Here is a 22,727-nt window from a genome sequence, read left to right as displayed (position 1 = left end):
CTGGTGAGCACTGCCCTGCTCGTCGGCACCGCGGCCTGTTCCAGCTCCGACGACAAGTCCGGCGAGACGCCGGCGCCGGGTGGAGCCAGCCCGGCGGCCTCGAGCTCGCCAGGTCAACCGACCGACCAGCCGACAGAAGCCCTACTTGCGGACCTCACCGCCGCGAACGTCGTCAAGGCGATGGCCGGCGCGGGCTACCAGTGCGCCAACGACGGCGTCTACGCCATTTGCACCCAGGGGCCGGTAGCGGTTTGGGTACTCACCGGGGACCATGAGCGGCCTCCGGTCGTCTCGCTGCACTCCACCGGCTCGGCGGCGGCCGCGACGGCCAACATCTCCACCGCGCTGCCTGCTGCGCTGGAGTACGCCCACGTCAACCCACGCAAGCAGATCACCGACTGGTTCGGACAGCAGACGGGCAAGACCACCGCCCAGCTGACCACTGGGAACTGGCAGGTCGAGTGGTCGGTCGAGATCGACACCGACGAGCCGGGCGCGCACCTGACGCTGACGGACAAGCTCTGCAAGGCGAACTGCCAGGCGGAGTGAGAACTCGCAGGGACCGTCGTCGAGAGGCGACGACGGTCCCTCGTCTGCTAGGAGCCGCCCGCGGTGGCGGCGGTGGAGCTCGCGACGATGGCGGCGGTGACCGCGGCCTGCATCTCCTGAACCGCCTTGCGGACCGCTTCGGCCGCCCAGTCGGACTCGGAGATCTCCTTGGCCCGGCGCTTCAGTGCCCTCTTGTCAACGGCATCCGTGACCACCTTCGGTACTACGTTCAGCGCGTTGAGCAGAGCGACCAGTGAGGCGGTGCGCTCGTCGGGCTGAGTGCCGAGCTTCAGCACGTTCTCCAGCGCGGCGCGGACCTGCGCCTCGTGCTGCGCGTCCTTGGCGGGCCAGCGCGCGACCGGGAACAACCCGAGCACCTTGTCCTTGTCCGCCTCGAGAACGCCACGCTCGGCCAGCCGCTGGAGCAACTCGTCGCGCAGCTTCGTCGACAGTTTGCCCATCAGGTTCTTCGGCTTCTGCCCGGCCTTGTCCGCGAGCAGGGCCAGCCGTCCGTCGAGCAGCGGGTCCCCGGTCGGCGAGGTGTCGAGCACCTTCAGCCGACCCTCCTTGGTCGCCTCCCCCGCACCGGCGATGTCCACCTTGCCGAGCAGCGTCAACTCGATCAGCACGGCCCCGGCCAGCGCGTAATCCAGCCCAGGCGACCCGGTGACGGGCTTCCCGCTCTCGTCGTCGTACAAGAGCAACAAGAGATCCTCTGCGGTCAACATGCTCCCAACGTAGGACCACCCAGCTACGTCTGCATCCGCCTCACGGGCTACCTCGCGCATCCTCCGTAGGACTGTTAGTCAGTAGTGGTGGCCGTTGGTCAGGACCGGTTCGCCCAGGGTTTCGGCCAGCTCGGTGAGGAAGTTCGGGGAGAAGAAGTACCAGCGGATCGAGCGGACCTTGCCGTCCTCCGCGGTGAGGCGCATGAGGTCGTTCACAGCCGAGGTGCCGTCCTGGACCCGGCGGATGACGAGCACCGGCTCGTCCCAGACGGTCTGGACCTGCGCTGTGTAGCGGTACGGCGTGGCGGGGTCGAGGGTGTGCTCCATCGAGCCGCGGCGGATCTGGTCGGCGCCGTACTCCGTGAGCATGCCGAGGATCTCGCTGTCCGCGTCCTCCAGCAGGAGCGCGGTCAGCCGCGGTACGTCGTACGCGGTGAAGGCGTCGGCGACAGCGTCGAGCAAGCGCCGGTCAGGCTCGGGGCGAACCGCGAGCGACCTCGCGCGGTCCTCGGCCTCGAGGCGCCCCCGACCCCGGTGCAGCGCGGCCTTCACCGCGCCGGTGGTGGTCCGCAGTACTTCGGCCACCTCGGCGAGGGTGAACCCGAACAGGTCCTTCAGCGCAAGAGCCGCACGCTCCTGTGGAGGTAGCAGCGTCACCAACTCCCTCCAGGCGTCCCGCACCTCCGCCGGATCCGCAGCGGCCGGAGCTGCCTGGTCCGGGAGTTCCGCGGGCACCGGGTGCTGCCGGCGGTAGCTGTCGACGTACGCGTTGGTGGCGACGCGGAACAACCACGCCCGGGGGTTCTCGATCGGGCTGTGTGCCTGGGCAGCCTGGTTGAAGGCGCGGGCGAGAGACTCCTGCACCAGGTCCTCGGCGTCGAAGGCGTTGCCGGTCAGCCGGCGGCAGTAGGCGTACAGGTCCTTCCGGAGCGGCTCGAGCCGATCCAGGAACTCCGTCCGCGCCTGCCGGGCCGCTCTGATCGCGCGCAGATCCAGTGGTTCCGTCACGACTACATCCTGAAGCGTCATACCTGTTCCGACGGGCAGGGACGTCCCCGGGATACGGACCGGATTCGGTGCAGGGTCAGCTGTCTACTAAGGTAAGCCTTAGCTAACAGAGCCGCTCGACTGTGCAGCCACTGGAGAGTCCGCCATGACCCGTGCACTGCCCGAGCCGAGTTTCCGGCGTTTCGCCGCCGGGATCGGCACCCTCAGCCTCCGCCCGTTCGACCTGTCCCTGGACGTGACCACCCTGCACGGCTGGGTCACCCGGCCGTACGCGCAGTACTGGGGCATGCTGACCGCGTCGCTCGCGGACGTGCGCGCGGAGTACGAGCGGATCCAGCAGACCGGCCACCACCAGGCCCTCCTCGGCGAGCACGACGGCCGCCCGGCCTTCCTGATGGAGCGCTACGACCCCGCGTACGACGCGGTGGGCGGCGCCTACACACCGGCGCCGGGTGACATCGGCATGCACGTCCTGGTCGCCCCGCCCGAGCCCGGAGAGCGCGTGCCCGGGTTCACCGGCGCGGTGTTCGAGATGATCCTCGACTACCTGTTCAGCGACCCGCTGGTGGATCGAGTGGTGGTCGAGCCGGACATCCGCAACACCAGGATCCAGGCCCTGAACGAGCGGATGGGCTTCCGCAAGCACAGCATCGTCGACCTGCCGGGCAAGCAGGCCTGGCTGAGCTTCTGCACCCGCGACCAGTACTCCGACGCCGTCTACGCGACCGTCCCGATGACCGAGGCAGGGTGACCATGACCGACCTGACCGCACATCTCCACCCGGCCGGCTGGGCCGTCGCCAACCGCGCGCTGGTCCGCAAGGCGCTCGCCGAGTTCACCCACGAGCGACTCCTCGAGCCAGTTGCCTCCGGCAAGGGCTATCGGGTCGCGGCGGGGCCGAGCGAGTACCACTTCGAGGCCAGGCTCTACCCACTGAACCACTGGGAGGTGAACGCGGCCAGCATCACCCGCACTGTCGAGGGTGCTGCCGCTGCCGTGGATGCGCTGGACTTCATCACCGAGTTCCACGAGCAGCTGGGCATCGGTGCGGAGATGCTGCCGGTGTACCTCGAGGAGATCAGCAGCACGCTGGCGAGTACGGCGTACAAGCTGTCCAAGCCGGACCTGACCGCCGACGACCTGGCCGGGGCCGACTTCCAGACGATCGAGTCCGCGATGACCGAGGGACACCCGTGCTTCGTCGCGAACAGCGGGCGGCTCGGGTTCGGCGTGACGGACTACCGCGCCTTCGCGCCCGAGGCGGGACAACCCGTCTGGCTGGCGTGGCTCGCAGTACGGAAGGACCGCGCGACGGTCTCCCACAGCGAGACGATCACGTACGAGGGCATGCTCCGCGACGAGCTCGGGGCGACGGTGCTGCAGCGCTTCGCCGAGCGGATCCGGGCCGCCGGCGCGGAGCCCGCCGACTACCACCTGATGCCCGTGCATCCGTGGCAGTGGGAGAACAAGACCTCGATCACGTTCGCCGCGGACATCGCGCAGCGGCACATCATCTACGTCGGCACCAGTGACGACGACTACCAGGCGCAGCAGTCGATCCGGACCTTCTTCAACCGGTCGCATCCGGAGCGCAACTACGTGAAGACCGCGCTGTCGGTGCTCAACGTGGGCTTCATGCGCGGCCTGTCGCCGACGTACATGGAGAAGACGCCGGCGATCAACGACTGGGTGCACGGCCTGGTGGAGAACGACGTGGTGCTCAAGCGGTACGGCTTCTCCGTACTCCGGGAGATCGCCGCCGTCGGCTACCACAACCTGTACTACGAAGCCGCGACGCCCAGGACCTCGCCGTACCGCAAGATGCTCTCGGCGTTGTGGCGGGAGAGTCCGGTGCCTGCGCTCGACGAGGGTGAGCGGCTGGCGACGATGGCCAGTCTGCTGCACGTCGACCGGCACGGGAAGTCGCTCGCGGCCGCGTTGATCCGGTCGTCGGGGCTGGCACCCGCTGACTGGCTGCGGTCCTACCTCGATGCGTATCTGGTGCCGTTGCTGCACTGCTTCTACGCCTACGAACTGGTGTACATGCCGCACGGCGAGAACCTGATCCTCGTCCTGCGGGACGGCGTGCCGGTGCGGGTGATCATGAATGACATCGCCGAGGAGATCGCCGTGACGAGCGCCGCGACCGAGATCCCGGAAGACGCGGAGCGGGTGCGGTTTGCCAACGTCCCGGACGACGAGAAACTGCTGTGCGTCTTCACCGACGTGTTCGACTGCATCTTCCGGTTCCTCTCGCCGCTGCTGGATGCGGAGGTCCTGCTGACTGCTTCGGAGTTCTGGTCCGTAGTGGGTTCGGCGGTGCGGGACTACCAGGAGGCGACCCCCGAACTGGCGGAGGCGTTCGTGAAGTACGACATGTTCGCCCCGGAGTTCGCCCTGTCCTGCCTGAACCGCCTGCAACTCCGCAACAACCAGAACATGGTCGACCTCACCGATGTCTCCAACTCCCTCCAGTTCGCCGGCACCCTGGAAAACCCGATCGCCGGCTGAGGCTTCGACGCGAGGCACGCCAGGAGTGGGTCGGCGGACCGAGGGACAGGAAGTAGTGGCCGCGTTGGTCTTCCGCCGCACGTAGACCCCACCTCGGGTCTGGCAAGGAGCCCGTGTACTACCTGTCGGTCGGTACAGCCCTCACCGATGGACGCCCTCGAGCGGCCGCCGCCACCGGCGGGCGGAGACAGGCCCTTGGCTGTGGATAACTTCCGCACCGATTGGCAGGTTTCCGCGATGCTGGTCGAGTGATCGAAGGATTGGCGAGTCTCGACGCCATCAGGGCGCCGGCGAGTGGCGAGCGAGGGCGGGACGGGCGGCGGTACGAGGTAGTGGACGGCCGTTTGCTGGTGACAGGGGTCCAGCCGCCTGCGCACCAATCGGCGGTGGTCGCGTTGATGGTGCGGTTGAAGGAGGCGTGTCCTCCGGACCAGTTGGTTGCCGTGGGCTCCCTCGACCTCCGGCCGACCCGGCGTCTGTCCCTGCGCCCTGACCTCCTCGTCTGCCGCCGTGCCGACGCAGGCCCGCAGTACGTGCAACACGCTCTGCTCGCCGTCGAGGTGCTGTCCCCCACCACCCGGATCACCAACGTAGTCCTGAAACGCGACCTTTACGAACAGTCCGGCGTCCCGTCCTACTGGCTCCTCGACCCCACCCACCAGGAACTCATCATCCTCACCCTCGCCCCCGCCGGCTACACCTGCCGGGCGGTACTACAGGGCGATGAAACCTTCACCGCCGACTTCCCCTTTCCCGTCCAGCTGAGCCCAGCCGACCTGACGAGATGAAATCCAGGGCATCACGGGGCAGATGGTGGGGCAGTTGGACATCTGGCCTCTCCGACTCGGCCGGAGGTGGGAATCCTGGTCGAATGACCGACAAGGAGGCACCATGGAATACGTGCAGACACTTGAGCCAGGGCAGTTCACCATGGCCGACCTCGACGCACTGCCAGAGGACGGAATGCGATACGAACTCGTCGATGGAACTCTGCTGGTGACCCCCGCTCCGCTGCCGATCCATCAGACCGCGGTGCTCGAACTCGGCTTCCGCCTGCGCCTCGTTTGCCCTGCGGATCTGCAAGTCTTCGTCGCACCGCTCGACTTCCGTCCCAACGGGCGGCGGTCCCTGCAGCCGGATGTGCTGGTGTGCCGGAGAGAGGATGTCGGCGAGCGGGCGATCGAGCGTCCTCTCCTACTCGCCGTCGAGATTCTGTCGCCGGCCACCAGGGCGAAGGATCTGCTACTCAAGCGAGGGCTCTATGAAGAAGCCGGCGTGACCTCGTACTGGATCTTCGATCCAGAGAGCGTCGAGCTGACGGTGCTGGAGCTGTCCGCTGGACGGTATGCCGGGCAGGCGCTCGTTCGAGGGGACGAGGTGTTCGAGGCCAAGCTTCCGTTCTCCGTGCGGATTGTTCCTTCCGAGCTGGTGGGTTAGCCGTTCAGGAGGGTGATCAACTGCTGGCGGTTGGGGAGGCTTTCGGGGTGGATGATGTCGCCGGTGCGGACGTAGTAGAAGGCGGCGCCTACCTGGTCGACGGGGATTCCTAGGAGTTCGGCCCAGGCGACTCGGTAGATGGCCAGCTGGAGGGGGTCGGCGGTTTCGGAGCGGCTGGTCTTCCAGTCGATCACGTCGTAGCCGCGGGAGCCGTCCGGGCGGATCACCTGGTAGACGGCGTCGATCCGGCCGCGGACCACCCGGCCGCCGATCGCGAGGGCGAAGGGCGCCTCGATCTCGTACGGCATCTTCTCGCCGTACGGGCCGACCCGGAACGCGTCCATCAGCTCGGTCAGGTCCGTGTCGTCGACGATGCCCTCGTCGGCCGCGCCCGGCAGGTCGTCGGGGTCGATCAGGAACTGCTGCCCGAAGTAGCTCTCCACCCAGGCGTGGAACCGGGTGCCGAAACGCGCCGCCCGGTTGGGTTTGCGCGGCATCGGCCGGGCCAGGTCGGCCGCCAGCCCGTCCGGGTCCTTCGCCAGCCGCATCACCTGGGTCGCGGACAGCGCGGCCGGCAGCTCGACGTCGTACGCCTTCCGGCTCCGGCTTTCCCTTGCCTCTGACAACAATCGTTCGAGCTCGGAGTCCCAGCGCGCCACCGTCGCCAGTTCGTCCATCAGCAACGACTCCTCGGCCTCGAGCGACGGCCCTTCCGCGCGCGCCTGCTGCACCAGCGCGACCGACTCGAGCCGCCGCTGGTACGCCGCCTGGTCGTACGGCGCGGGCCACGGCGCCAGGGTCTGCTCCGCGAGCTCGGGGTTCTCCTCGTTCAGCTCGGGTTGCGGCGCCCAGTCGATCACCCGGTCACCGGCGTGCTTCTTCAGCACCTCCAGGTACGCCGAGGGGCCGCGCGGGCGTTTCTGCGTCGGGCCCCACCAGTGCCCGGTGGCGACCAGGATCTCCTTCGCCCGGGTGAACGCGACGTACCCGAGCCGGCGTTCCTCCAGCGCGTTCACGTCCTTGCACTCGTCGGCGAACGCCTTCAGCCCGGCGTTCGACAGGTCGTGGAAGTCCGGCAGTGTGTCCGCGTCGCCCCGCAACGGCCAGGGCAGCACCTTCGCGTTGGTGGTCCACTTGTCCCGGCCGCGATCCGAGGGGAACACCTTGTTCACCAGGGTCGGCACGAACACGACCGGCCACTCGAGGCCCTTCGACCGGTGGGTGGTGAGCAGTTTCACCGAGTCCGCCTCGCTCGGCACGGCGAGGTCGAGGCCGGCCGCGTACTCCTCCTCTGCCGCCAGATACGCCAGCAACCCGTCGAGGGATCCGTCCGACTCGGTGGAGACGAAGTTGCCGACGGCATCCAGGAACGCGGCCAGGTGATCACGCCGGCCGGAGTCGACATGATCCGGTGTCGCCGTGAGCTCCACGTCGAGGCCGATCGTGCTGATCACCCGGCGTACCAGGTCGAGCAGCGGCTCGCCCGCGTGTGCGCGCAACTCCCGCAACTCGGTGGACAGTTCCTTGAAACGCACAAGCGCCTCGGGCGAGTAGCCCCAACCTGCGGGCCCCGGGTCGTCGACAGCTTCGGCGAGTGAGATCACCTCGGTGGAGTCCATGCCGGCGACGGCCGCGTCCAGCGCCGCGACCAGGTCGTCGACTGCCGGGCGATCACCCGCATCGGCCAGGATGCGGGAGCGGTTCGCCAACAGGGCCAGGTCACGGTGACCGATCCGGTAGCGCGGGCCGGTCAGGATGCGCAGCATCGCCGCGTTCGCGGTCAGGTCGTTGACCGCCTGCAGCGTCGCCACCACGTCGACCACCTCGGGCAGCGCGAGCAGGCCGCCGAGGCCGACCACCTCGACCGGCACCTTACGAGCGATCAGTGCCTCGTGCACCGCGCTGAGGTCGACGTTCGTCCGCATCAGGATGCCGATGTCCTTCCACCGGCGGTTCGGCGTCTTGTGCGCGGCGACGATCGCGTCCGCGACCCACTCGATCTCCTTCGTGCGCGTCTCGAACAACCCGACCGTGATCGCTCCCTCAGGCGCCTCGGGCGGCGCCTCCAGCGGGATCACGCCCGGGTGCTGCTCGTACAACTCGGCCGCGTGCTGGTTCGCCGCGGCCAGGATCTTGCTTCCGCAGCGACGGTTCACGCTGAGCACGTACCGCGTGGCCGGCGTACCGTCCGCGTTCTTGAAGTGCTCGGGGAACTCGTCCAGGTTCGCGACGGACGCGCCGCGCCAGCCGTAGATCGCCTGGCACGGGTCGCCCACCGCGGTGACCGGATGGCCGTGCTCGCCGAAGAGCGCCGTGAGCATCCGTCGCTGCGACACGGAGGTGTCCTGGTACTCGTCGAGCAGGACGACCTTGTACCGCGCGCGCTCGATCACCGGGACCTCGGGGCACTCCTCCGCCAACCTTGCGCCGAGCGCCATCTGATCCGCGAAGTCGACGACGCCCCGCTCGGTCTTGTAAGCCTGGTACTCCTCGACCAACTGCAGGATCTCGCCCCGCTTGAGCGCGGTCTCGGCGAGCTTCCTGACCTCGACGGTCTGCTTCCGCGCCGCGGCCACCTCAGCTCGTACGGCCTCGTCATGAGCCCGTACTTCGTCCGCCCCGAGCAGGTGGTCCGCGAGCTCACCGTCCAGCGAGAGCAGGGAGTTCACCAGGGTGGGAACGTGGTGCGACGCGAACCGGATCGGCCCGTTGGACCGCCGGACGACGCGGCCCGCGAGCTGGAACCTGGTGGCGTCGGCGAGCACGCGCACGTCCGGTTCGAGGCCGAGGCGGAGTCCGTGCTCGGCGATCAAGGTGCCGGCGAACGCGTGGTACGTCGAGACGACGGGCTCGCCTGGTTCCTCGGGCTCCCAGTTCGGGATGTTGCTGCGCAGGTGGGCCGCCAGGATCGGGTGCTGGTCGCGCGGCAGGGTCGAACCGAGCACGCCCGCCTTGGTGAGGTCGTCGCGGATCCGGACGTCGAGCTCGTTCGCCGCCTTCTTGGTGAAGGTGAGTCCGAGCACCTCCTCCGGCTGCACCTGCCCGGTGCAGATCAGCCAAACCACGCGGGCAGCCATCGCTGTCGTCTTGCCTGACCCGGCGCCGGCCACGATGACTCCAGGCGCCAACGGAGCCGTGATCGCCTGCAGTTGCTGGTCGCTGAACGGGATCTCCAGCAACTCACACAACTCAGCCGTGGTAGTCAGCTGCGCCCGCATCAGACGACCCTCCTGAAAGCTGAGGGTCGTCGGTGGAGATCGCTGGGGATTGTTGCGGTGGTGGGCATCAGACGATTTCCCGGCCTTCGGGTTGGATGGGGCACAGGCCTCGGACATCGCAGCGGTCGCAGCCGGAGTTGCGCTTGGCGACGAACTCCTCGGAGCGGACCATGGCCTCGGCTTCCTCGACGGCCTCGTCCAGCCAGGTACGGCCTTCCTCGTCGGCTTCGAGGGGTGCCTGGCCCTGGACCTTGGGGAGGCCGGTGTCGTCGTGGCGGAGCTGGACCAGTTCGGCGCCACCGCTGCGGGGATCGTCGCCGAGCTTCTTCATCTGGCGGGACTCGATCGCCCGTTGGTAGATCGCCAGCTGGACGTGCCGCTCGAGCGCGGGCTTGGTCGGCACCGTGCGGCCGGTCTTCAGGTCGACCACCCGGACCGCGCCGTCGCCGTCCTGCTCCAGCCGGTCCATCCGGCCCTTGACCCGCACTCCGGGCTTGTCCGTGTCGGGCAGCAGTACGTCGAACTCCACCTCGGTGCCGAGCAACGTGCGATCCGGGCGGCCCTTGTGCCAGGCGACGAACCGGCGCAGCGCGTGCTCCGCCTCGATCCGCTCGCGGTCGGAGATCCACGACGACTCGAACTCGAGCTGCGTCCACACCTTGTCGAGCCACCCGTTCAGCTCGTCCGTGTCCGGCGGCAGCGTGCCGGTGGCAACCGCGTCCGCCAGCGTGTGGAGAACCATGCCGAACCCAATGGCCGAGGTACTGGGTGTCTCGCCGCCCGCGCGACGTTGCAGGAACCAGCGCAGCGGGCAGTCCACGATCGTCGTCAGCGCACTCCCCGACAACGGCACCGGTAGATCCGGGTCCGTGACCGGGCGCTCCGACTTGGTCCGCTCCCGGACACCCCACCAGCGCTGGGGATCCGCGGTCGGGACCAACGGATACTCGCGATCGTCGACGGCGTCCGCGAGCTGCGCCAGCCGATCGGCGGCGACTCGTTTCAACGCGGGCGAAGATGCGGGGTCGGCAAGTACACACCGAAGATCGGCGACCAGGCCGTGCAACGACAGCGGGCGTCGCGGCCGTCCGGCCACCAGTTTCAAAGGAATGTCGAGCTCGGCCAGCAACCGCGACGGCTGATCTCCGTCAGCCTCGGGCGCCTGCACCGCTGTCACGATCAACCGCTCTCGCGCTCTCGTGATCGCCACATAGAAAAGACGTCTCTCCTCTGCCAGCAACGCACCCGCCGACAGCCGATCCACCAGACCATCTGGTCCGAGCCGGTCGGGCTCGAGCAACGATCCCCGGCGCCGGAGATCCGGCCATTGGCCTTCCTGGACGCTCGCCACGACAACCAGCCGCCACTGCAGACCCTTGGACCGATGCGCGGTCATCAGCTGAACGCCGGCCTCGCGGTACGTCCCGTCGAACCGGTTGTCGCCGGCGATGTCCAACTGCTCCAGCTCGCTGAGGAAGGCGGACACGCCCTTGAAACCGACCTGCTCCTCGGCCCGGCTGGCCGCGTCGAACAACGCGCACAGGGAATCAAGATCACGATTCGCTGTGCGCGCCACCTCGCCGCCGCTGTTCGCCTGGCCGCGGAGTCTCCGCAACCACGGCGACTCGGACCACAGCGACCACATCACCTCGTCCGGCGCGGCCCCGGCGGTCACGATATTCCTTGCCTTGAGCAACCTCTCGCCGAGCGCCACGAACCGCGCTTCCGCCGGGGACGCCTGCTCGTCGAGGAGCAAGGGGTGCATCAGCGCTTCGCGGAGCAACTCGTCGGACGAGCGCGGCAGCCGCTGACCACCCGCGGCCTCGCGATCGCGCTTCCGCAGTACGCGGGCCAGGCGGCGCAGTTGCCCGGCATCCATCGCGCCCAGCGGGGACAACGCCAGCGCCTTGACCACCTCGACGGTCAGCGTGACCGGATCCGCGACCGCCCGCAATGCCAGCAACATCGGCCGCACCGCGGGTTCGCGGGACAGCGGGAGCTCGTCGCCGGCCACGTCGACCGGGATGCCCGCGGCCGCGAGAGCACGGCGCAAGGGCGGGATCGACCTACTGCCGGATCGGACCAGCACCGCCATCTCGTGCCAGCCGACGCCGTCCTGGACGTGGGCGCGCCGGAGGAGGTCCGCGATGTGCTCGAGCTCGGCTCCGCTGGTGGAGTAGAGGTTCGCCTCGACCTTGCCGTTGCCGTAGACGCAGGAGCTCGCGTCGGGATTGCGGAACCGCTCGAAGGTGTCGCGGTCGAGCGTGCCTGGCACGCCCAGGCGGTTCACCACGTTCCGGGAGACGCGCTGCAGCGTGGTACCGAAGCGGCGGGTCGTCGCGAGGGCGATCTGCGCGGCCTCGGCGCCGTCCGCGGTACGGAACTCGTCGGTGAAGCGCAGCAGGCCGCGCACGTCGGCACCGCGGAACGTGTAGATCGACTGGTCCGGGTCTCCGACCACGACGAGGTCGCGGCCATCGCCGGCGATCGCCTGGAGCAGCTTGGTCTGACCGGGATCGGTGTCCTGGTACTCGTCGACGAAGACGATCTTGAACTCCTCGCGGAGCTTGGCCTGGACGTGCGGCTGCTGGGCGAGGATGACCGCGCGGTGGATCAGCTCGGAGTAGTCCAGCACCTGCTCGTGATCGAGGATCTGCAGGTACTCCTCGAAGAAGTCGCCGACCGCGACCCACTCGGCCCGGCTGGCGGAATGCCCGATCGCGGAAAGGTCCTCGGGGTCCAGCCCGAGCTGGCGCGCTTTGCCGATCACGGCCTGCACCTCATCGGTGAACCCGCGCGTCTTCAGAGCGGGGTGCAGGCTGCCCGGCCAATGCACCACGCCGACCTCACGACTCCCGGTGAGCGCCTCGCTCAACCGCAGCGACTGCTCGGGTCCGGAAGGCAACCGCAGCGGTACGTCGAACGCGTCGGCCGGGGTGAACCTGCGCAGCAACGCATAGCAGAACGAGTGGAAGGTCATCGACGGCATCACGCGCGTCGTCCGTCCGAGGCGTGCGGTGATCCGGTCCCGGAGTTCGGTCGCCGCCTTCCGTCCGAAGGTGAGCACGAGCACCTCGTCCGGGCTCAACCCGCGGTTGGCGACCCGATCGACGACGGCCTCGACCAGCGTCGTCGTCTTCCCTGTCCCCGGCCCGGCGAGCACGAGCAGAGGCCCGCCGGGATGATCCACCACAGCCCTCTGATCAGCGTCCAGAAGAGGTGCCTGAGTGACCCTGGCCTCCCGCCCGTCACCACGCACCAACCGATACCTGGACCCTGTTCGACTGACCACCGCCACATCCCATCAGACCCCACCGACAATCCCCTCCAGCACCCGCCGCAACCCCCGAACCGCCCGCACTGCGGACACCCCGAACGCCAACTGACAAAGACTTTTGAGCTCAAGGTCTGTCGGCGTGGGCGGGATCACACGAGGGGTTTGGAGTACCAGATCTCGGCGTACTTGTCTTGTTTGTAGGCGGGGATCTCCTGGTAGCCGGTCCTGGTGTAGAGCGTTCGGGCTTCGGTGAGGTCCAGGCGGGTGTCGAGGATGATGCGGGTGGCGCCGAGGTTACGGGCTGTCTGGTCGACGGCGGCCAGGAGGGCGCGGCCGCCGCCGGTGCCGCGGAAGGCCGGGCGGACGAAGACGCGGGTGAGTTCGACTGTGCGGTTGTCCTGGAGCCGCAGGCCGGCGCACCCCGCGAGCTCGCCCTCGTGCCAACCGAGAAGGAAGACGCCTGTCGGTGGCGCGAGGTCGTGACTGGGCGAGTCCACGAGAGCGGTCTCGATCTCCTCGGGAGTCGCCCGGCGGCCGTCGTGCAGCAGGAAGTACCGGTCGGCGACGTCGACGAAGTACTCCCGCAGGAGCCCGAGGGCTTCCGGCGACTTCACCGAGGCGAGTTCAACGGACCACTCGTCGCTTGTCACAACAAGCAGTCTGTCAACCAACGCGCACCTAGTCCTCCGGATTTTCGGGATCCCAGCGCACCACGCGCAGATCCACCTTGCCGTTCGTGACGCGGACGCCGTCACCGCGCAACAGCTGGAGCTGCTCGTCGCCGACCTCGTCCGCGGGCACCCCGCTGGCCCGGATCACCCGCCACCACGGCACTCCCCCGCCGTACTCGCGCATGATCGCGCCGACCTGCCGCGGCCCGCCCTGCCCGACGTACGCCGCGATGTCGCCGTACGTCGCGACGCTGCCCGGCGGGATCGACTCGACCGCCAGCAACACGGCCTCGACATACTCCTCCCGATCCACGCCGCTCACGCTAGCCGCTTCCGCCGACAACTTTCACGCGAGCTACCTCGGCATGAACGACGAGTCGGCCAACGTCCTCTTCAGCGTCGCGACCACCTGGTTCAGACCGACCGCAGCCTGCTCAGCGGCTGATTCCATCCGCGACTGCGTGATCGCGACATGCACGATGAATCCGTCCCAGGTCGCGAACGCCTGCGAACCACCCAGGTCGCCGGACGAACAGGTGAACCCGGTGACGCCGTCGACCTCCAGTGGCCTAGCTTCCGGGCAGGAGGTCTGAACGGCGGCGATGTCTTTCTCGGCTTGGACACGGTCTGGCTGTCGCGTGGCCACGAGCATGACACCCGGACCTTCCGCGTCGGTCGAATACTGGCAGGACAGGACGCTCCCCGCCGCGTCTTCCAATGCCTTCGACTCGTCCGTCGACTGCACGGACTCGACGCCGATCGCTGCCGCCGCGATGCCCCGATCGACCAGAGAGCAGGCGTCCAGCTTCCCTGAACTCTGGTCGTCGTCAGCGGGTCTCGCAAAGGCGCACCCCGCGAGGCTGAGCCACAGTCCGACAGCCACAGCGGCCCCGAGATAGCGCCGCCACCAACCCGTACGCCGGCCGCGAGCGGCGCGTGGTGAGCCGCGCAGGGTGTCGCTCATGCTCGGAGAGTAGCCAGGGTGAGGATCAGGCGAGGGGGGCGAGGGCCTTCGCGAGGGGTTCGAGGACGGAGGGTGGGGCGTCGAGGGGGAGGTTCATGATGGCGAGGTCGACGCCAGCTTCGCCGAAGGCCGCGGCATTTGCGACGGCCTGGTCCAGGGGCTGGTCCGGGTCGACGCGGACATTCACCGAGCAGGTGATCTCGGCCGGGTCGCGGCCGACGTCCTCGCAGTGGCCGACCAGGATCTCCTTCAGCGGCTTCCACTCCTCGGGGCTCGGCACGATCACGTGCCACTGCTGGGCCCAGCGCGCCGCCGCTCGCAGGGTGCGCTTGGGTCCCTTGCCGCCGATGGTGATCGGCGGGTGCGGGGTCTGCACGGCCTTCGGTTCGCAGTACGCGTCGGTGAGCTTGACGTACTGGCCGTCGAAGTTCGCGACCGGCTCGGTGAGCAGCGCGATCATCGCCTGCATGCCCTCGTCGAAGCGGTCGAAGCGCTCCTTCAGCGGCGGCAGGTCGATGCCGTACGCGTCGCACTCCATCTGGTTCCAGCCGGCGCCGACGCCGAGTTCGAGCCGGCCGCCGGAGATGATGTCGGTGGTCGCCGCCATGTTCGCGAGCACGGCCGGGTGGCGATAGATCATCCCCGTCACCTGGCAGCCGACCCGGATCCGCTTGGTCGCCTGTGCCAGGGCCGCCAGCGACGTCCACGCCTCCAGGTTCGGGCCGGTCATGTCGCCGCTCAGCGGGTAGAAGTGGTCCCAGTGCCAGGCGGACTCGAAGATCTCGAACTCGTCCGCCGCGATCCAGACGTCGCGCAACTGCTGCCAGGTGGTGTGCTCGGGCCGGGTCTTGATCGCGAACCGCATTCGCCGCCTCCTCGGTAACGGTTTTCCACCTGGCAACCTACCGCCCCGGCCCCCCGCTGCCCAGCGTTTCAGCCGCAGTCGGGGCGGCCTTCGAGGATCGCCGTGATCAGCACGAAGACCTCGAAGACGACGCCCGCCGCGGCGGTGACGAAGAGGACCACGACGATCGCCTGAGGCCCGCGACGGAACCAACGGGCGAGCAGCACCAGAGCGACCAGGCCGATGAACAGGGCGATGACGCCGACCACGTAGGTGGCCGGCGGCAGCACTGCGGCGCACTCGTCCGCACGGCGGCGGACCGTGTTCACGCACAGCAGCGCGAGGATCATGCCGGCGATCATCAGGGCGAAGACGAACCCCTGGCGTCGCCGGTCGTCCACCACGATGTGCCTCACATCAGGCAGTCTGTCAGTCCAGACCGAGACGTGCCCGTACTTCGGGCCGGCGCAGCGGTGGCACCGTCTGCGGGGGCACCCGTCGCTCCGGCATCTCCTCGAGCAACGCCTCGGTGATCCTGGCGACCTCGGCGGCCGCGCGTTCGATCGGGCCACGGGTGGTCGCGCTGAGCGAGCCGACGCCCGTCACCTTGCGCACGTACTGCAGAGCCGCCGCATAGATCTCTTCCGAGGTCGCCGACGGCTCCAGTCCCCGGAGAACAGTGATATTTCTGCACATGCTCCGACAGTACGTGCCGGAGGGGACAACCACGCCGCTTCCTGAACCCGTTCTGCTTCACCATGGCGGGATGGATGCGGGGCCGGTCATACGTTCCGCTCACCGCAACTGTCCGACGCCGGGACGATCCACCAGCTCGCGGCCGCCTACTTGACGAAGCTGCTCGGGCGCTCGCCGGTCAACCTGTCCGAGGTCGTCGAAAGTCTCGGCCCGCGAGCTCGGCAGTGAGAACGGTCAGCCCGAGGTGACCGTCTCGGTCGGCATCTTCCGCGAGGACGAGGCGTTGCGTGACCTGGTCAGCGGCCAGGGGTTCGAGTTCGGCACGACGTTCCAGCAGATGCGACTCGATCACCCCGGCCCGATCGCCGTACCGGACGCGCCTGCGGGGACGACGCCGCGGACCGGCGCGTACGACGACCAGACACATCGTGCGACTCATGCGGTGATGACAGCCGCCTTCATCGGACAAGCCACCAGCTCCCCGTACGACGAATGGCTGGCGGACCACGAGAACCAGTCCACCTTCGACTGGTCCCAGGTCACGCTGGTCGAGCGCGACGGTCAAGTACTGGCGGCCTGTTAGTGCACCAGCGCCTTCGTCGAGTCGGACAACTGCGGTCTCTACGAGTCGGTCGGAATGCGCACGGTCCAGATAGCCGACCAGTGGGACCTCAAGCTGTCGACCTGACAATGCAACAGCCCCGCCGCGTACCGGAGTACGCGCGGGGCTGTTGTCGGGTGATCAGTAGGAGGGCTGCGACGGGTCGATCTGGTCGACCCAGGCGACTACGCCGCCGCCCACGTGGACGGCGTCGGAGAACCCGGCGCCCTTGGCGATGGCGAGGACCTCGGCGGAGCGGACGCCGGACTTGCAGTGGAAGACCAGCTGCTTGTCCTGCGGGAGCTTCTCCAGGGCGACGCCGGTCTGGAAGTCGGCCTTCGGGATCAGCACCGAGCCCGGGATCCTGTTGATCTCGTACTCGTTGGGCTCGCGGACGTCGATCAGCACGAAGTCCTTCTCGCCGTTGTCCTTCAGCTTGATCCACTCGCTCAGCTGCCTCACCGAGATGGTGGAACCGACGGCCGCGTCGGCCGCCTCCTCGGTGATCGCGCCGCAGAAGCTCTCGTAGTCGATCAGCTCGGTGACGGTCGGGTTCTCGCCGCAGATCGCGCAGTTCGGGTCCTTGCGGACCTTCAGCGCGCGCCAGTTCAGGTCGAGCGCCTCGTAGATGTTCAGCCGGCCCAGCGACGGGTCGCCGATCCCGGTGAGCAGCTTGATCGCCTCGGTCACCTGGGCGGCGCCGATCGACGCGCACAGCACACCGAGCACACCACCCTCGGCGCAGGACGGGACCATGCCGGGCGGCGGCGGCTCGGGGTACAGGCAGCGGTAGCACGGGCCGTGCTCGGCCCAGAAGACGCTGACCTGGCCGTCGAAGCGGAAGATCGAGCCCCAGACGTACGGCTTGCCGAGCAGTACCGCGGCGTCGTTCACCAGGTACCGGGTGGCGAAGTTGTCGGTGCCGTCGACGATCAGGTCGTACTGCTCGAAGATCTCGAACACGTTGTCGTTGTCCAGCCGGGTCTCGTGCAGGACGACGTTCGTGTACGGGTTCGCCTCGAGGATCGACTCCTTGGCCGACTGGGCCTTGGACTTCCCGATGTCGGACTGGCCGTGGATGATCTGGCGCTGCAGGTTCGACTCGTCGACGGTGTCGAACTCGACGATGCCGAGGGTGCCGACACCGGCCGCGGCCAGGTAGAGCAGTGCGGGGCTGCCGAGGCCGCCGGCGCCGATCACCAGCACCTTGGCGTTCTTCAGCCGCTTCTGACCGGCCATCCCGACCTCGGGGATGATCAGGTGCCGCGAATACCGGCGGACCTCGTCTATGGTCAGCTCGTCGGCCGGTTCGACCAGCGGGGGCAGTGACACTTGTCGCTCCTCGTCAGCGGGAAAAAGGCGGATCTCCGGGTTTCAACCGTCCATCCGCTCTCCATGTTCCCGCACCACACCAACCCGCCCCCGTCAGGTCCGCATCCCGGGACGTTCGTCTCACTTGTACTGCGCTGGGTCGGCGCCCCTGGAGGTGTGTCTCACGACCGGCGCGGTGGGGTGACGGGGAGCTCCAGGAGGGCGCCGTCCAGGTGCTGGATCTCGGCGGTTGCCGAAGTCGGGTACTGCGTTCCTTCTGCCGCTGCTAGCGAATCAGCTGACGGAACGCCTGCTCGACTTCCTGCGGGTGCTCCATCTGGGCCACGTGGCCGGAGTTCGGCAGGTAGAGCAGCCGGGCATCGGGGAAGGTGCTCTGCGCCTTGGTGCGGATCCTGGCGTCGACCAGCCGGTCGCGACCGCCGTACACCAGGAGGACGGGGCAACGAACCTTCGCCGCCGCGGCCCACAACGACCTGCGCGGCGGGGTGAGGTACGCCCGCAGGATGCTGCGCGCGCCTTCCACCGTCGCCTGCGGGTACCAGGCCTCGGCGTCGCGCCGGCGCAGTTCGGCGGCGTGGGCTTCGAGCGTCTCCGGCGCCAGTGCTGCCGGATCGCCGTAGACCATCGTCAGCGACACCCGTAGCCGTCGGTCGAACGGGAGTCGCCGCGACCGATCCAGCACGACCTCACCCAGGCGCGGGGTCGCGAGTGCGAGGAACCACAGCGAGACGGCGGAGGCGCGCGGGTGCGGCAGCGCGGGCGAGATCAGGGTCAGCGACTTCACCCGGTCAGGTCGGCGCGCGGCGAACGCTACCGCGGCAGCCCCACCCATCGAGTTGCCGAACAGATGCACCGGCTCGTCGATCTCGCGGTCCACCAACTCATCAAGGACGTCCACCTGGCGGGTGAGGCCCCCGAGGCCGGGCAAGGGCGGCGTACGCCCGAAGCCAGGCAGGTCGGGAGCGATGCCGCGCACGGTGTCGCTCAGGAGCAGCCCGATCGTCGTCCAGTTCAGCGACGACCCGCCCAGCCCGTGCACGAACAGCGCAGGCGGCAGGTCCTTGCTCGCTCCAGGCACATCCCTCACCAGCAGGTCGACACCCGAGACCGGCACCGTCCGGGCCGGCCATTCCTGCGCCCCCAACGGCACCGAAGCGCCGGTTACTGCCCCGTAACTCTCCACTAGGCCATGCTAGGTCTCATGGCGGCAGCACCGAAGCAACTGACCACTGAAGTTGATGGGCAGACGATGAAGCTCACCAACCTCGGCAAGGTGCTCTATCCAGAGGTGGGCTTCACCAAGGCCGAGGTGATCGACTACTACCTGCAGGTCGCTCCGCAGTTGCTGCCGCACCTGTCCGACCGGCCGCTCACCCGCAAGCGGTGGCCCGACGGCACCGGCGCGGCGTACTTCTTCGAGAAGAACGCACCCCGCGGTACGCCGGACTGGGTGCGCACGGTGACCCTGCCGACCCCCGGGAGCTCCACCGGCCGGGACGAGGCGGACTTCGTGATCGCCGACGACATCCAAACGATCGTCTGGCTCGCCAACCTCGCCGCGCTGGAACTGCACGTCCCGCAGTGGCGGATCGGGCTGTCCGACACCGGGAAGACCCCTCACGCCGACCTCGTCGTGTTCGACCTGGACCCGGGCCCGGGAGCCACCGTCGTGGACTGCTGCGACGTTGCTCTCGCCCTGCGCGAGCTGCTGAGCCACTATGGGATGGAGGGCTGGCCGAAGACCTCCGGCAACAAAGGCATGCACCTCTACGTGCCGATCGAGCCGGCCCCGTCCCGCGACGCCAGTGCCTTCGCCAAGCAACTGGCGGAGCAACTGGCCGAGGCGTTGCCGGAGAGCGTCACGGCGAACATGACGAAGGCGCTCCGCCCCGGCAAGGTCTTCATCGACTGGAGCCAGAACGCCAGCGCCAAGACCACCCTGGCGCCGTACTCGCTACGGGGAGCGGAGGAGCCCAGGGTGTCCACACCGATCGACTGGGACGAGGTGGCCGCCGCCACCGATCCCGCCGAGCTGACCTTCCTGCCCGCCGACGTGCTCGCCCGGATCGAGGAGTACGGCGACGTGCTGGAGGGGCTGTACGACGACCCGAAACCGCTGCCTTCATAACCGCCACGACTCTGGGTACCGGAGGGTGGCCGCCCGAGAGGAGCGCGATGACCAGCAACGTGGAACTGCCCGACGAGACCCCCGAGGCCGACGTGGTGGACCAGCGCCTGCCTTCGGCTGGTTACGACCCCGAGCCGGACGACGAGAGCCCCGACGTACCGCTCGAGGCCGACCCCGCCGATGTCGGGGAGCAGCGCCGATCGGTCGGCGGGTCCGACGAGGATGACTACCGCTAGGTAGGATTCGGTTCAACTACCGTCTGCCACCGGCAGCCGGGTGCCGCACCACCGAAGGAGCCGACGTGTCGACGACACCGGAGACTGCGCCCAAGCGCGGCAGCCGCCTGCCGCGTCTGGCCCGCCGCGCGCAACTGCTCGAGGCGGCCCAGGAGGTCTTCGTCGCGAACGGCTACCACGCCGCCGCGATGGACGACATCGCCGATCGCGCCGGCGTCTCGAAGCCCGTGCTCTACCAGCACTTCCCGGGCAAGCTCGAGCTGTACCTCGCGCTGCTGGACACCTCCTGCGAGGCGATCGTGGCGTCGGTGCGGGACGCGCTGCGCTCGACCGAGGACAACAAGGAGCGGGTCGGAGCGACGATCCACGCCTTCTACGAGTACGTGGCGAACGCCCAGGGCGCCTTCCGGCTGGTGTTCGAGTCGGACCTGACCAACGAGCCGGCCGTCCGCGAGCGGGTCGACCGGGTCACCCACGCGTGCGCCGAGGCCTGTTCCGAGGTGATCAGCGCGGACGCCGGGCTGAGCAAGGAGCAGTCGATGGTGCTCGCGGTCAGCCTGGTCGGGATGGCCCAGGTGAGCGCGCGGTACTGGCTCAGCTCGGAGAACTCCTCCCTCGAGCAGCAGCAGGCCGCCGACCTGGTCGCCAGCCTCGCCTGGCGTGGCATCCGCGGCTTCCCCCGCACCGAGAGCTGACCACCGGAGGTTCTGCTGTGGGCGGACGGGTGAGAACCCCGGGCCCGCAACGGATAGGCTCGAATCGGGTACCGGCGAGAGCCGCCGGTCGGAACGTGCCCGGGAGGGTTTCGTGGAGGTCAAGATCGGCGTACAGCACGCCAATCGCGAATTGGTGCTCGAGAGCGAGCAGAGCCCCGAAGAGGTCGAGCAGGCCGTCGCGGACGCTCTCGCCGGCAAGTCCGGTCTGTTGCAGCTGACGGACGAGAAGGGCCGCAAGGTGCTCGTCCCGGCCGATCGGCTCGCCTATGTGGAGATCGGTGAGGTCTCGATCCGCAAGGTCGGTTTCGGCGCCATCTGACCCGGTTTCCGGGCTGGGTTGAGCATCGGTCCGGCAACTGTCGCGTGTCCTGGTTGCGGAGTGCGACGAAGCGAGGACCATGAGGGACAGACCTGCATGTTCGGTGGTCTGTTCGACGCTGGGCACCAGATCGCCGCAGGTCAGTCATCCCTCAAGGAGGAATCGTGGGTTTCTGGATCTGGATGATCATCGTCAGCCTCATCGCCGGAGTCATCTTCGGGCCGCTGGCCCGGCTGGTGCTCCCGGGCAAGCAGAACATCAGCCTCGGCTGGACCATCCTGGGCGGTGGCATCGGCGCCTTCCTCGGTGGCCTGATCGCCTACTTCCTGGGCGTCAAGGACACGTCGGGCCCGGACTGGATCCAGTACCTGATCCAGATCATCTGCGCCGCGATCGTGGTCGGGTTCATCTCCTCGCGCAACAGCAAGGCAAAAGTCTGAGCAGCACCACCACAGCGGCCGCCACCCCGATCGGGGCAGGCGGCCGCTCTGCTTTCCTCACGTCCGAAGAACCGCGGTGACGCCTCTCGGGTTCTTCGGACGCAAGGGTTTTCAGGCCTGCAGGCCGAGGGCGTTCATCCGGGCGGTGTGAGCCTCGGTCAGGCGGGTGAACATCCGGCCGATCGCGGCCAGGTCGAGGCCGGGGCGGTCCACACTGCCTGCCAGCAGCGCCGCCAGCGGATCGCGGTCCGCGGCGATCCGCTGTGCCTGGCTGAGCGCCTCGCCGACCAGCCGGCGGCCCCACAGCGCGAGCCGGCCACCGAGCTTCGGATCCTCCTCGATCGCGGCCCGGACCCGGTCCACCACGAACTCGGCCTGGCCGGAATCCGCGAACACCTCGAGCACTAGGGCCCGGGTCTCCGCGTCGACGTACGCCGCGACCTCGCGGTAGAAGTCGTTCGCCAGGCCGTCGCCCACGTACGCCTTCACCAGGCCCTCGAGCCAGTCCGACGGCGCGGTGTGGTCGTGGAACGCGTCGAGCGGAGTGACGAACGGCTGCATCGCGTCCATCGGGTCCACCCCGAGCGCGACCAGGCGGTCCCGCAACTGCACGAAATGGCCGAACTCGGTGGTCGCGAGCTGGGCCAGCTGGGCCTTGTCATCGAGGGTCGGGGCGAGCTTGGCGTCCTCGGCGATCCGCTCGAACGCGGTCAGTTCGCCGTACGCGAGAACTCCCAGCAGATCCACCGCCGCGGCCCGGTAGGCGGGATCGTCGAAGGCCGTTGTCTCCGTCATGGAGCGCACACTATCTGCACCGGGAAGCCGGACGCCGAAAGCGACGAGGCGGTCGTGGCGCCCGTTCCGGCTACACTGGACGGTGTTTCGCCGGTGACGCGCCCAGATGGGCAGCTGGTGCGAGCCGCTTGCACAGTGTCCCGCGCCGTGAAAAGTAGGGCAGCCACGCCCACCCGGCCACTGTTGCAACTGTCCGCACAAGCATGTGAGAGGCGATCAGCCTGACCACCTTCCGAGAGCTCGGGGTCCTGCCCGAG

At 68.5% G+C, this 22,727-nt stretch carries 24 protein-coding genes; 11 read left to right on the top strand and 13 right to left on the bottom strand.

All coding sequences use genetic code 11. From position 1 onward, the window contains the following. The first annotated feature begins 3 nt into the window (after positions 1-3). A complete protein-coding gene (locus EV644_RS33720) occupies positions 4-549 on the top strand; it encodes a hypothetical protein (RefSeq protein WP_132193643.1) in 546 nt (181 codons plus the stop codon). A gap of 47 nt (positions 550-596) precedes the next feature. Here the strand turns inward: EV644_RS33720 and EV644_RS33715 are convergent, their stop codons facing one another. Together EV644_RS33715 and EV644_RS33710 are read right to left on the bottom strand one after the other, a co-directional pair. Then, the gene (locus EV644_RS33715; protein ID WP_132193641.1) at positions 597-1,277 is read right to left on the bottom strand and encodes a GOLPH3/VPS74 family protein; all 681 of its coding nucleotides are present in this window, start codon (positions 1,275-1,277) and stop codon (positions 597-599) included. 78 nt (positions 1,278-1,355) lie between these two features. Further along, a complete protein-coding gene (locus EV644_RS33710) occupies positions 1,356-2,285 on the bottom strand; it encodes a sigma-70 family RNA polymerase sigma factor (protein WP_158292992.1) in 930 nt (309 codons plus the stop codon). Positions 2,286-2,430: 145 nt separating this feature from the next. Here EV644_RS33710 and EV644_RS33705 point away from each other — a divergent pair, with 145 nt between their 5' ends. The 4 genes from EV644_RS33705 to EV644_RS33690 all read left to right on the top strand — a co-directional run bounded on the left by EV644_RS33705 (position 2,431) and on the right by EV644_RS33690 (position 6,233). Then, on the top strand, positions 2,431-3,036 hold the full coding sequence (locus tag EV644_RS33705; protein ID WP_132193637.1) for a GNAT family N-acetyltransferase: 606 nt from the start codon (positions 2,431-2,433) through the stop codon (positions 3,034-3,036). Between the two features lie 2 nt (positions 3,037-3,038). After that, a complete protein-coding gene (locus tag EV644_RS33700; protein ID WP_305000091.1) occupies positions 3,039-4,796 on the top strand; it encodes an IucA/IucC family protein in 1,758 nt (585 codons plus the stop codon). 248 nt (positions 4,797-5,044) lie between these two features. After that, positions 5,045-5,584, top strand: a complete 540-nt coding sequence (locus tag EV644_RS33695; RefSeq protein WP_241999135.1) for a Uma2 family endonuclease — start codon at positions 5,045-5,047, stop codon at positions 5,582-5,584. Between the two features lie 103 nt (positions 5,585-5,687). Further along, positions 5,688-6,233 carry a Uma2 family endonuclease gene (locus tag EV644_RS33690; RefSeq protein ID WP_132193633.1) on the top strand — a complete coding sequence of 182 codons (546 nt, stop codon included), beginning with the start codon at positions 5,688-5,690 and terminating at the stop codon, positions 6,231-6,233. On the opposite strand, the gene EV644_RS33685 is transcribed toward EV644_RS33690, so the two are convergent. From EV644_RS33685 to EV644_RS33650, 8 genes are all read right to left on the bottom strand, one after another. Further along, the gene (locus EV644_RS33685; protein ID WP_132193631.1) at positions 6,230-9,451 is read right to left on the bottom strand and encodes an ATP-dependent helicase; all 3,222 of its coding nucleotides are present in this window, start codon (positions 9,449-9,451) and stop codon (positions 6,230-6,232) included. The genes EV644_RS33690 and EV644_RS33685 overlap by 4 nt on opposite strands. A gap of 67 nt (positions 9,452-9,518) precedes the next feature. Then, positions 9,519-12,644, bottom strand: a complete 3,126-nt coding sequence (locus EV644_RS33680; RefSeq protein ID WP_241999133.1) for an ATP-dependent helicase — start codon at positions 12,642-12,644, stop codon at positions 9,519-9,521. Positions 12,645-12,877: 233 nt separating this feature from the next. Continuing rightward, the gene (locus EV644_RS33675) at positions 12,878-13,378 is read right to left on the bottom strand and encodes a GNAT family N-acetyltransferase (protein WP_132193627.1); all 501 of its coding nucleotides are present in this window, start codon (positions 13,376-13,378) and stop codon (positions 12,878-12,880) included. Between the two features lie 28 nt (positions 13,379-13,406). Next, the gene (locus EV644_RS33670; RefSeq protein WP_132193625.1) at positions 13,407-13,712 is read right to left on the bottom strand and encodes an MGMT family protein; all 306 of its coding nucleotides are present in this window, start codon (positions 13,710-13,712) and stop codon (positions 13,407-13,409) included. Between the two features lie 42 nt (positions 13,713-13,754). Next, entirely contained in the window at positions 13,755-14,363 is a 609-nt protein-coding gene (locus EV644_RS33665; RefSeq protein ID WP_132193623.1) for a hypothetical protein, read from the bottom strand. Positions 14,364-14,388: 25 nt separating this feature from the next. Beyond that, positions 14,389-15,228 (bottom strand): TIGR03560 family F420-dependent LLM class oxidoreductase, encoded by an 840-nt coding sequence (locus EV644_RS33660; protein WP_132193621.1) that lies wholly within the window; start codon positions 15,226-15,228, stop codon positions 14,389-14,391. Positions 15,229-15,296: 68 nt separating this feature from the next. Beyond that, positions 15,297-15,623: a hypothetical protein gene (locus EV644_RS33655; protein ID WP_132193619.1), complete on the bottom strand. Its 327-nt coding sequence runs from the start codon at positions 15,621-15,623 to the stop codon at positions 15,297-15,299. 13 nt (positions 15,624-15,636) lie between these two features. Next, positions 15,637-15,903 (bottom strand): DUF2277 domain-containing protein, encoded by a 267-nt coding sequence (locus tag EV644_RS33650; protein WP_132193617.1) that lies wholly within the window; start codon positions 15,901-15,903, stop codon positions 15,637-15,639. A 244-nt stretch (positions 15,904-16,147) separates the two neighbouring features. Here EV644_RS33650 and EV644_RS33645 point away from each other — a divergent pair, with 244 nt between their 5' ends. Further along, positions 16,148-16,486, top strand: coding sequence for a hypothetical protein (locus EV644_RS33645; RefSeq protein WP_132193615.1), 339 nt, complete (start codon positions 16,148-16,150; stop codon positions 16,484-16,486). Between the two features lie 159 nt (positions 16,487-16,645). Here EV644_RS33645 and moeZ read toward each other — a convergent pair whose 3' ends face one another. Both moeZ and EV644_RS33635 read right to left on the bottom strand, forming a co-directional pair. Continuing rightward, the gene (gene moeZ, locus EV644_RS33640; protein ID WP_132193613.1) at positions 16,646-17,836 is read right to left on the bottom strand and encodes an adenylyltransferase/sulfurtransferase MoeZ; all 1,191 of its coding nucleotides are present in this window, start codon (positions 17,834-17,836) and stop codon (positions 16,646-16,648) included. A 265-nt stretch (positions 17,837-18,101) separates the two neighbouring features. Further along, the gene (locus tag EV644_RS33635) at positions 18,102-19,019 is read right to left on the bottom strand and encodes an alpha/beta fold hydrolase (protein ID WP_132193611.1); all 918 of its coding nucleotides are present in this window, start codon (positions 19,017-19,019) and stop codon (positions 18,102-18,104) included. A gap of 18 nt (positions 19,020-19,037) precedes the next feature. Between EV644_RS33635 and ligD the strand changes: the two genes are divergently transcribed. The 5 genes from ligD to EV644_RS33610 all read left to right on the top strand — a co-directional run bounded on the left by ligD (position 19,038) and on the right by EV644_RS33610 (position 21,675). Beyond that, the gene (gene ligD / locus EV644_RS33630) at positions 19,038-19,964 is read left to right on the top strand and encodes a non-homologous end-joining DNA ligase (protein WP_132193609.1); all 927 of its coding nucleotides are present in this window, start codon (positions 19,038-19,040) and stop codon (positions 19,962-19,964) included. Positions 19,965-20,011: 47 nt separating this feature from the next. After that, positions 20,012-20,200: an Rv3202a family protein gene (locus tag EV644_RS33625; RefSeq protein WP_132193607.1), complete on the top strand. Its 189-nt coding sequence runs from the start codon at positions 20,012-20,014 to the stop codon at positions 20,198-20,200. 65 nt (positions 20,201-20,265) lie between these two features. Further along, entirely contained in the window at positions 20,266-20,895 is a 630-nt protein-coding gene (locus tag EV644_RS33620) for a TetR/AcrR family transcriptional regulator (protein WP_132193605.1), read from the top strand. Between the two features lie 112 nt (positions 20,896-21,007). Further along, entirely contained in the window at positions 21,008-21,235 is a 228-nt protein-coding gene (locus EV644_RS33615) for a DUF3107 domain-containing protein (RefSeq protein ID WP_132193603.1), read from the top strand. Between the two features lie 164 nt (positions 21,236-21,399). Next, complete coding sequence (locus EV644_RS33610; RefSeq protein WP_241995113.1) at positions 21,400-21,675, top strand: GlsB/YeaQ/YmgE family stress response membrane protein; 276 nt, start codon at positions 21,400-21,402, stop codon at positions 21,673-21,675. Between the two features lie 111 nt (positions 21,676-21,786). Here the strand turns inward: EV644_RS33610 and EV644_RS33605 are convergent, their stop codons facing one another. Further along, a complete protein-coding gene (locus EV644_RS33605; RefSeq protein ID WP_132193601.1) occupies positions 21,787-22,470 on the bottom strand; it encodes a ferritin-like fold-containing protein in 684 nt (227 codons plus the stop codon). Positions 22,471-22,727 lie beyond the last annotated feature (257 nt).

This window comes from Kribbella orskensis, assembly GCF_004342085.1.
Lineage (GTDB): Bacteria > Actinomycetota > Actinomycetes > Propionibacteriales > Kribbellaceae > Kribbella > Kribbella orskensis.
This window is presented reverse-complemented; position numbering and strand designations above follow the sequence as displayed.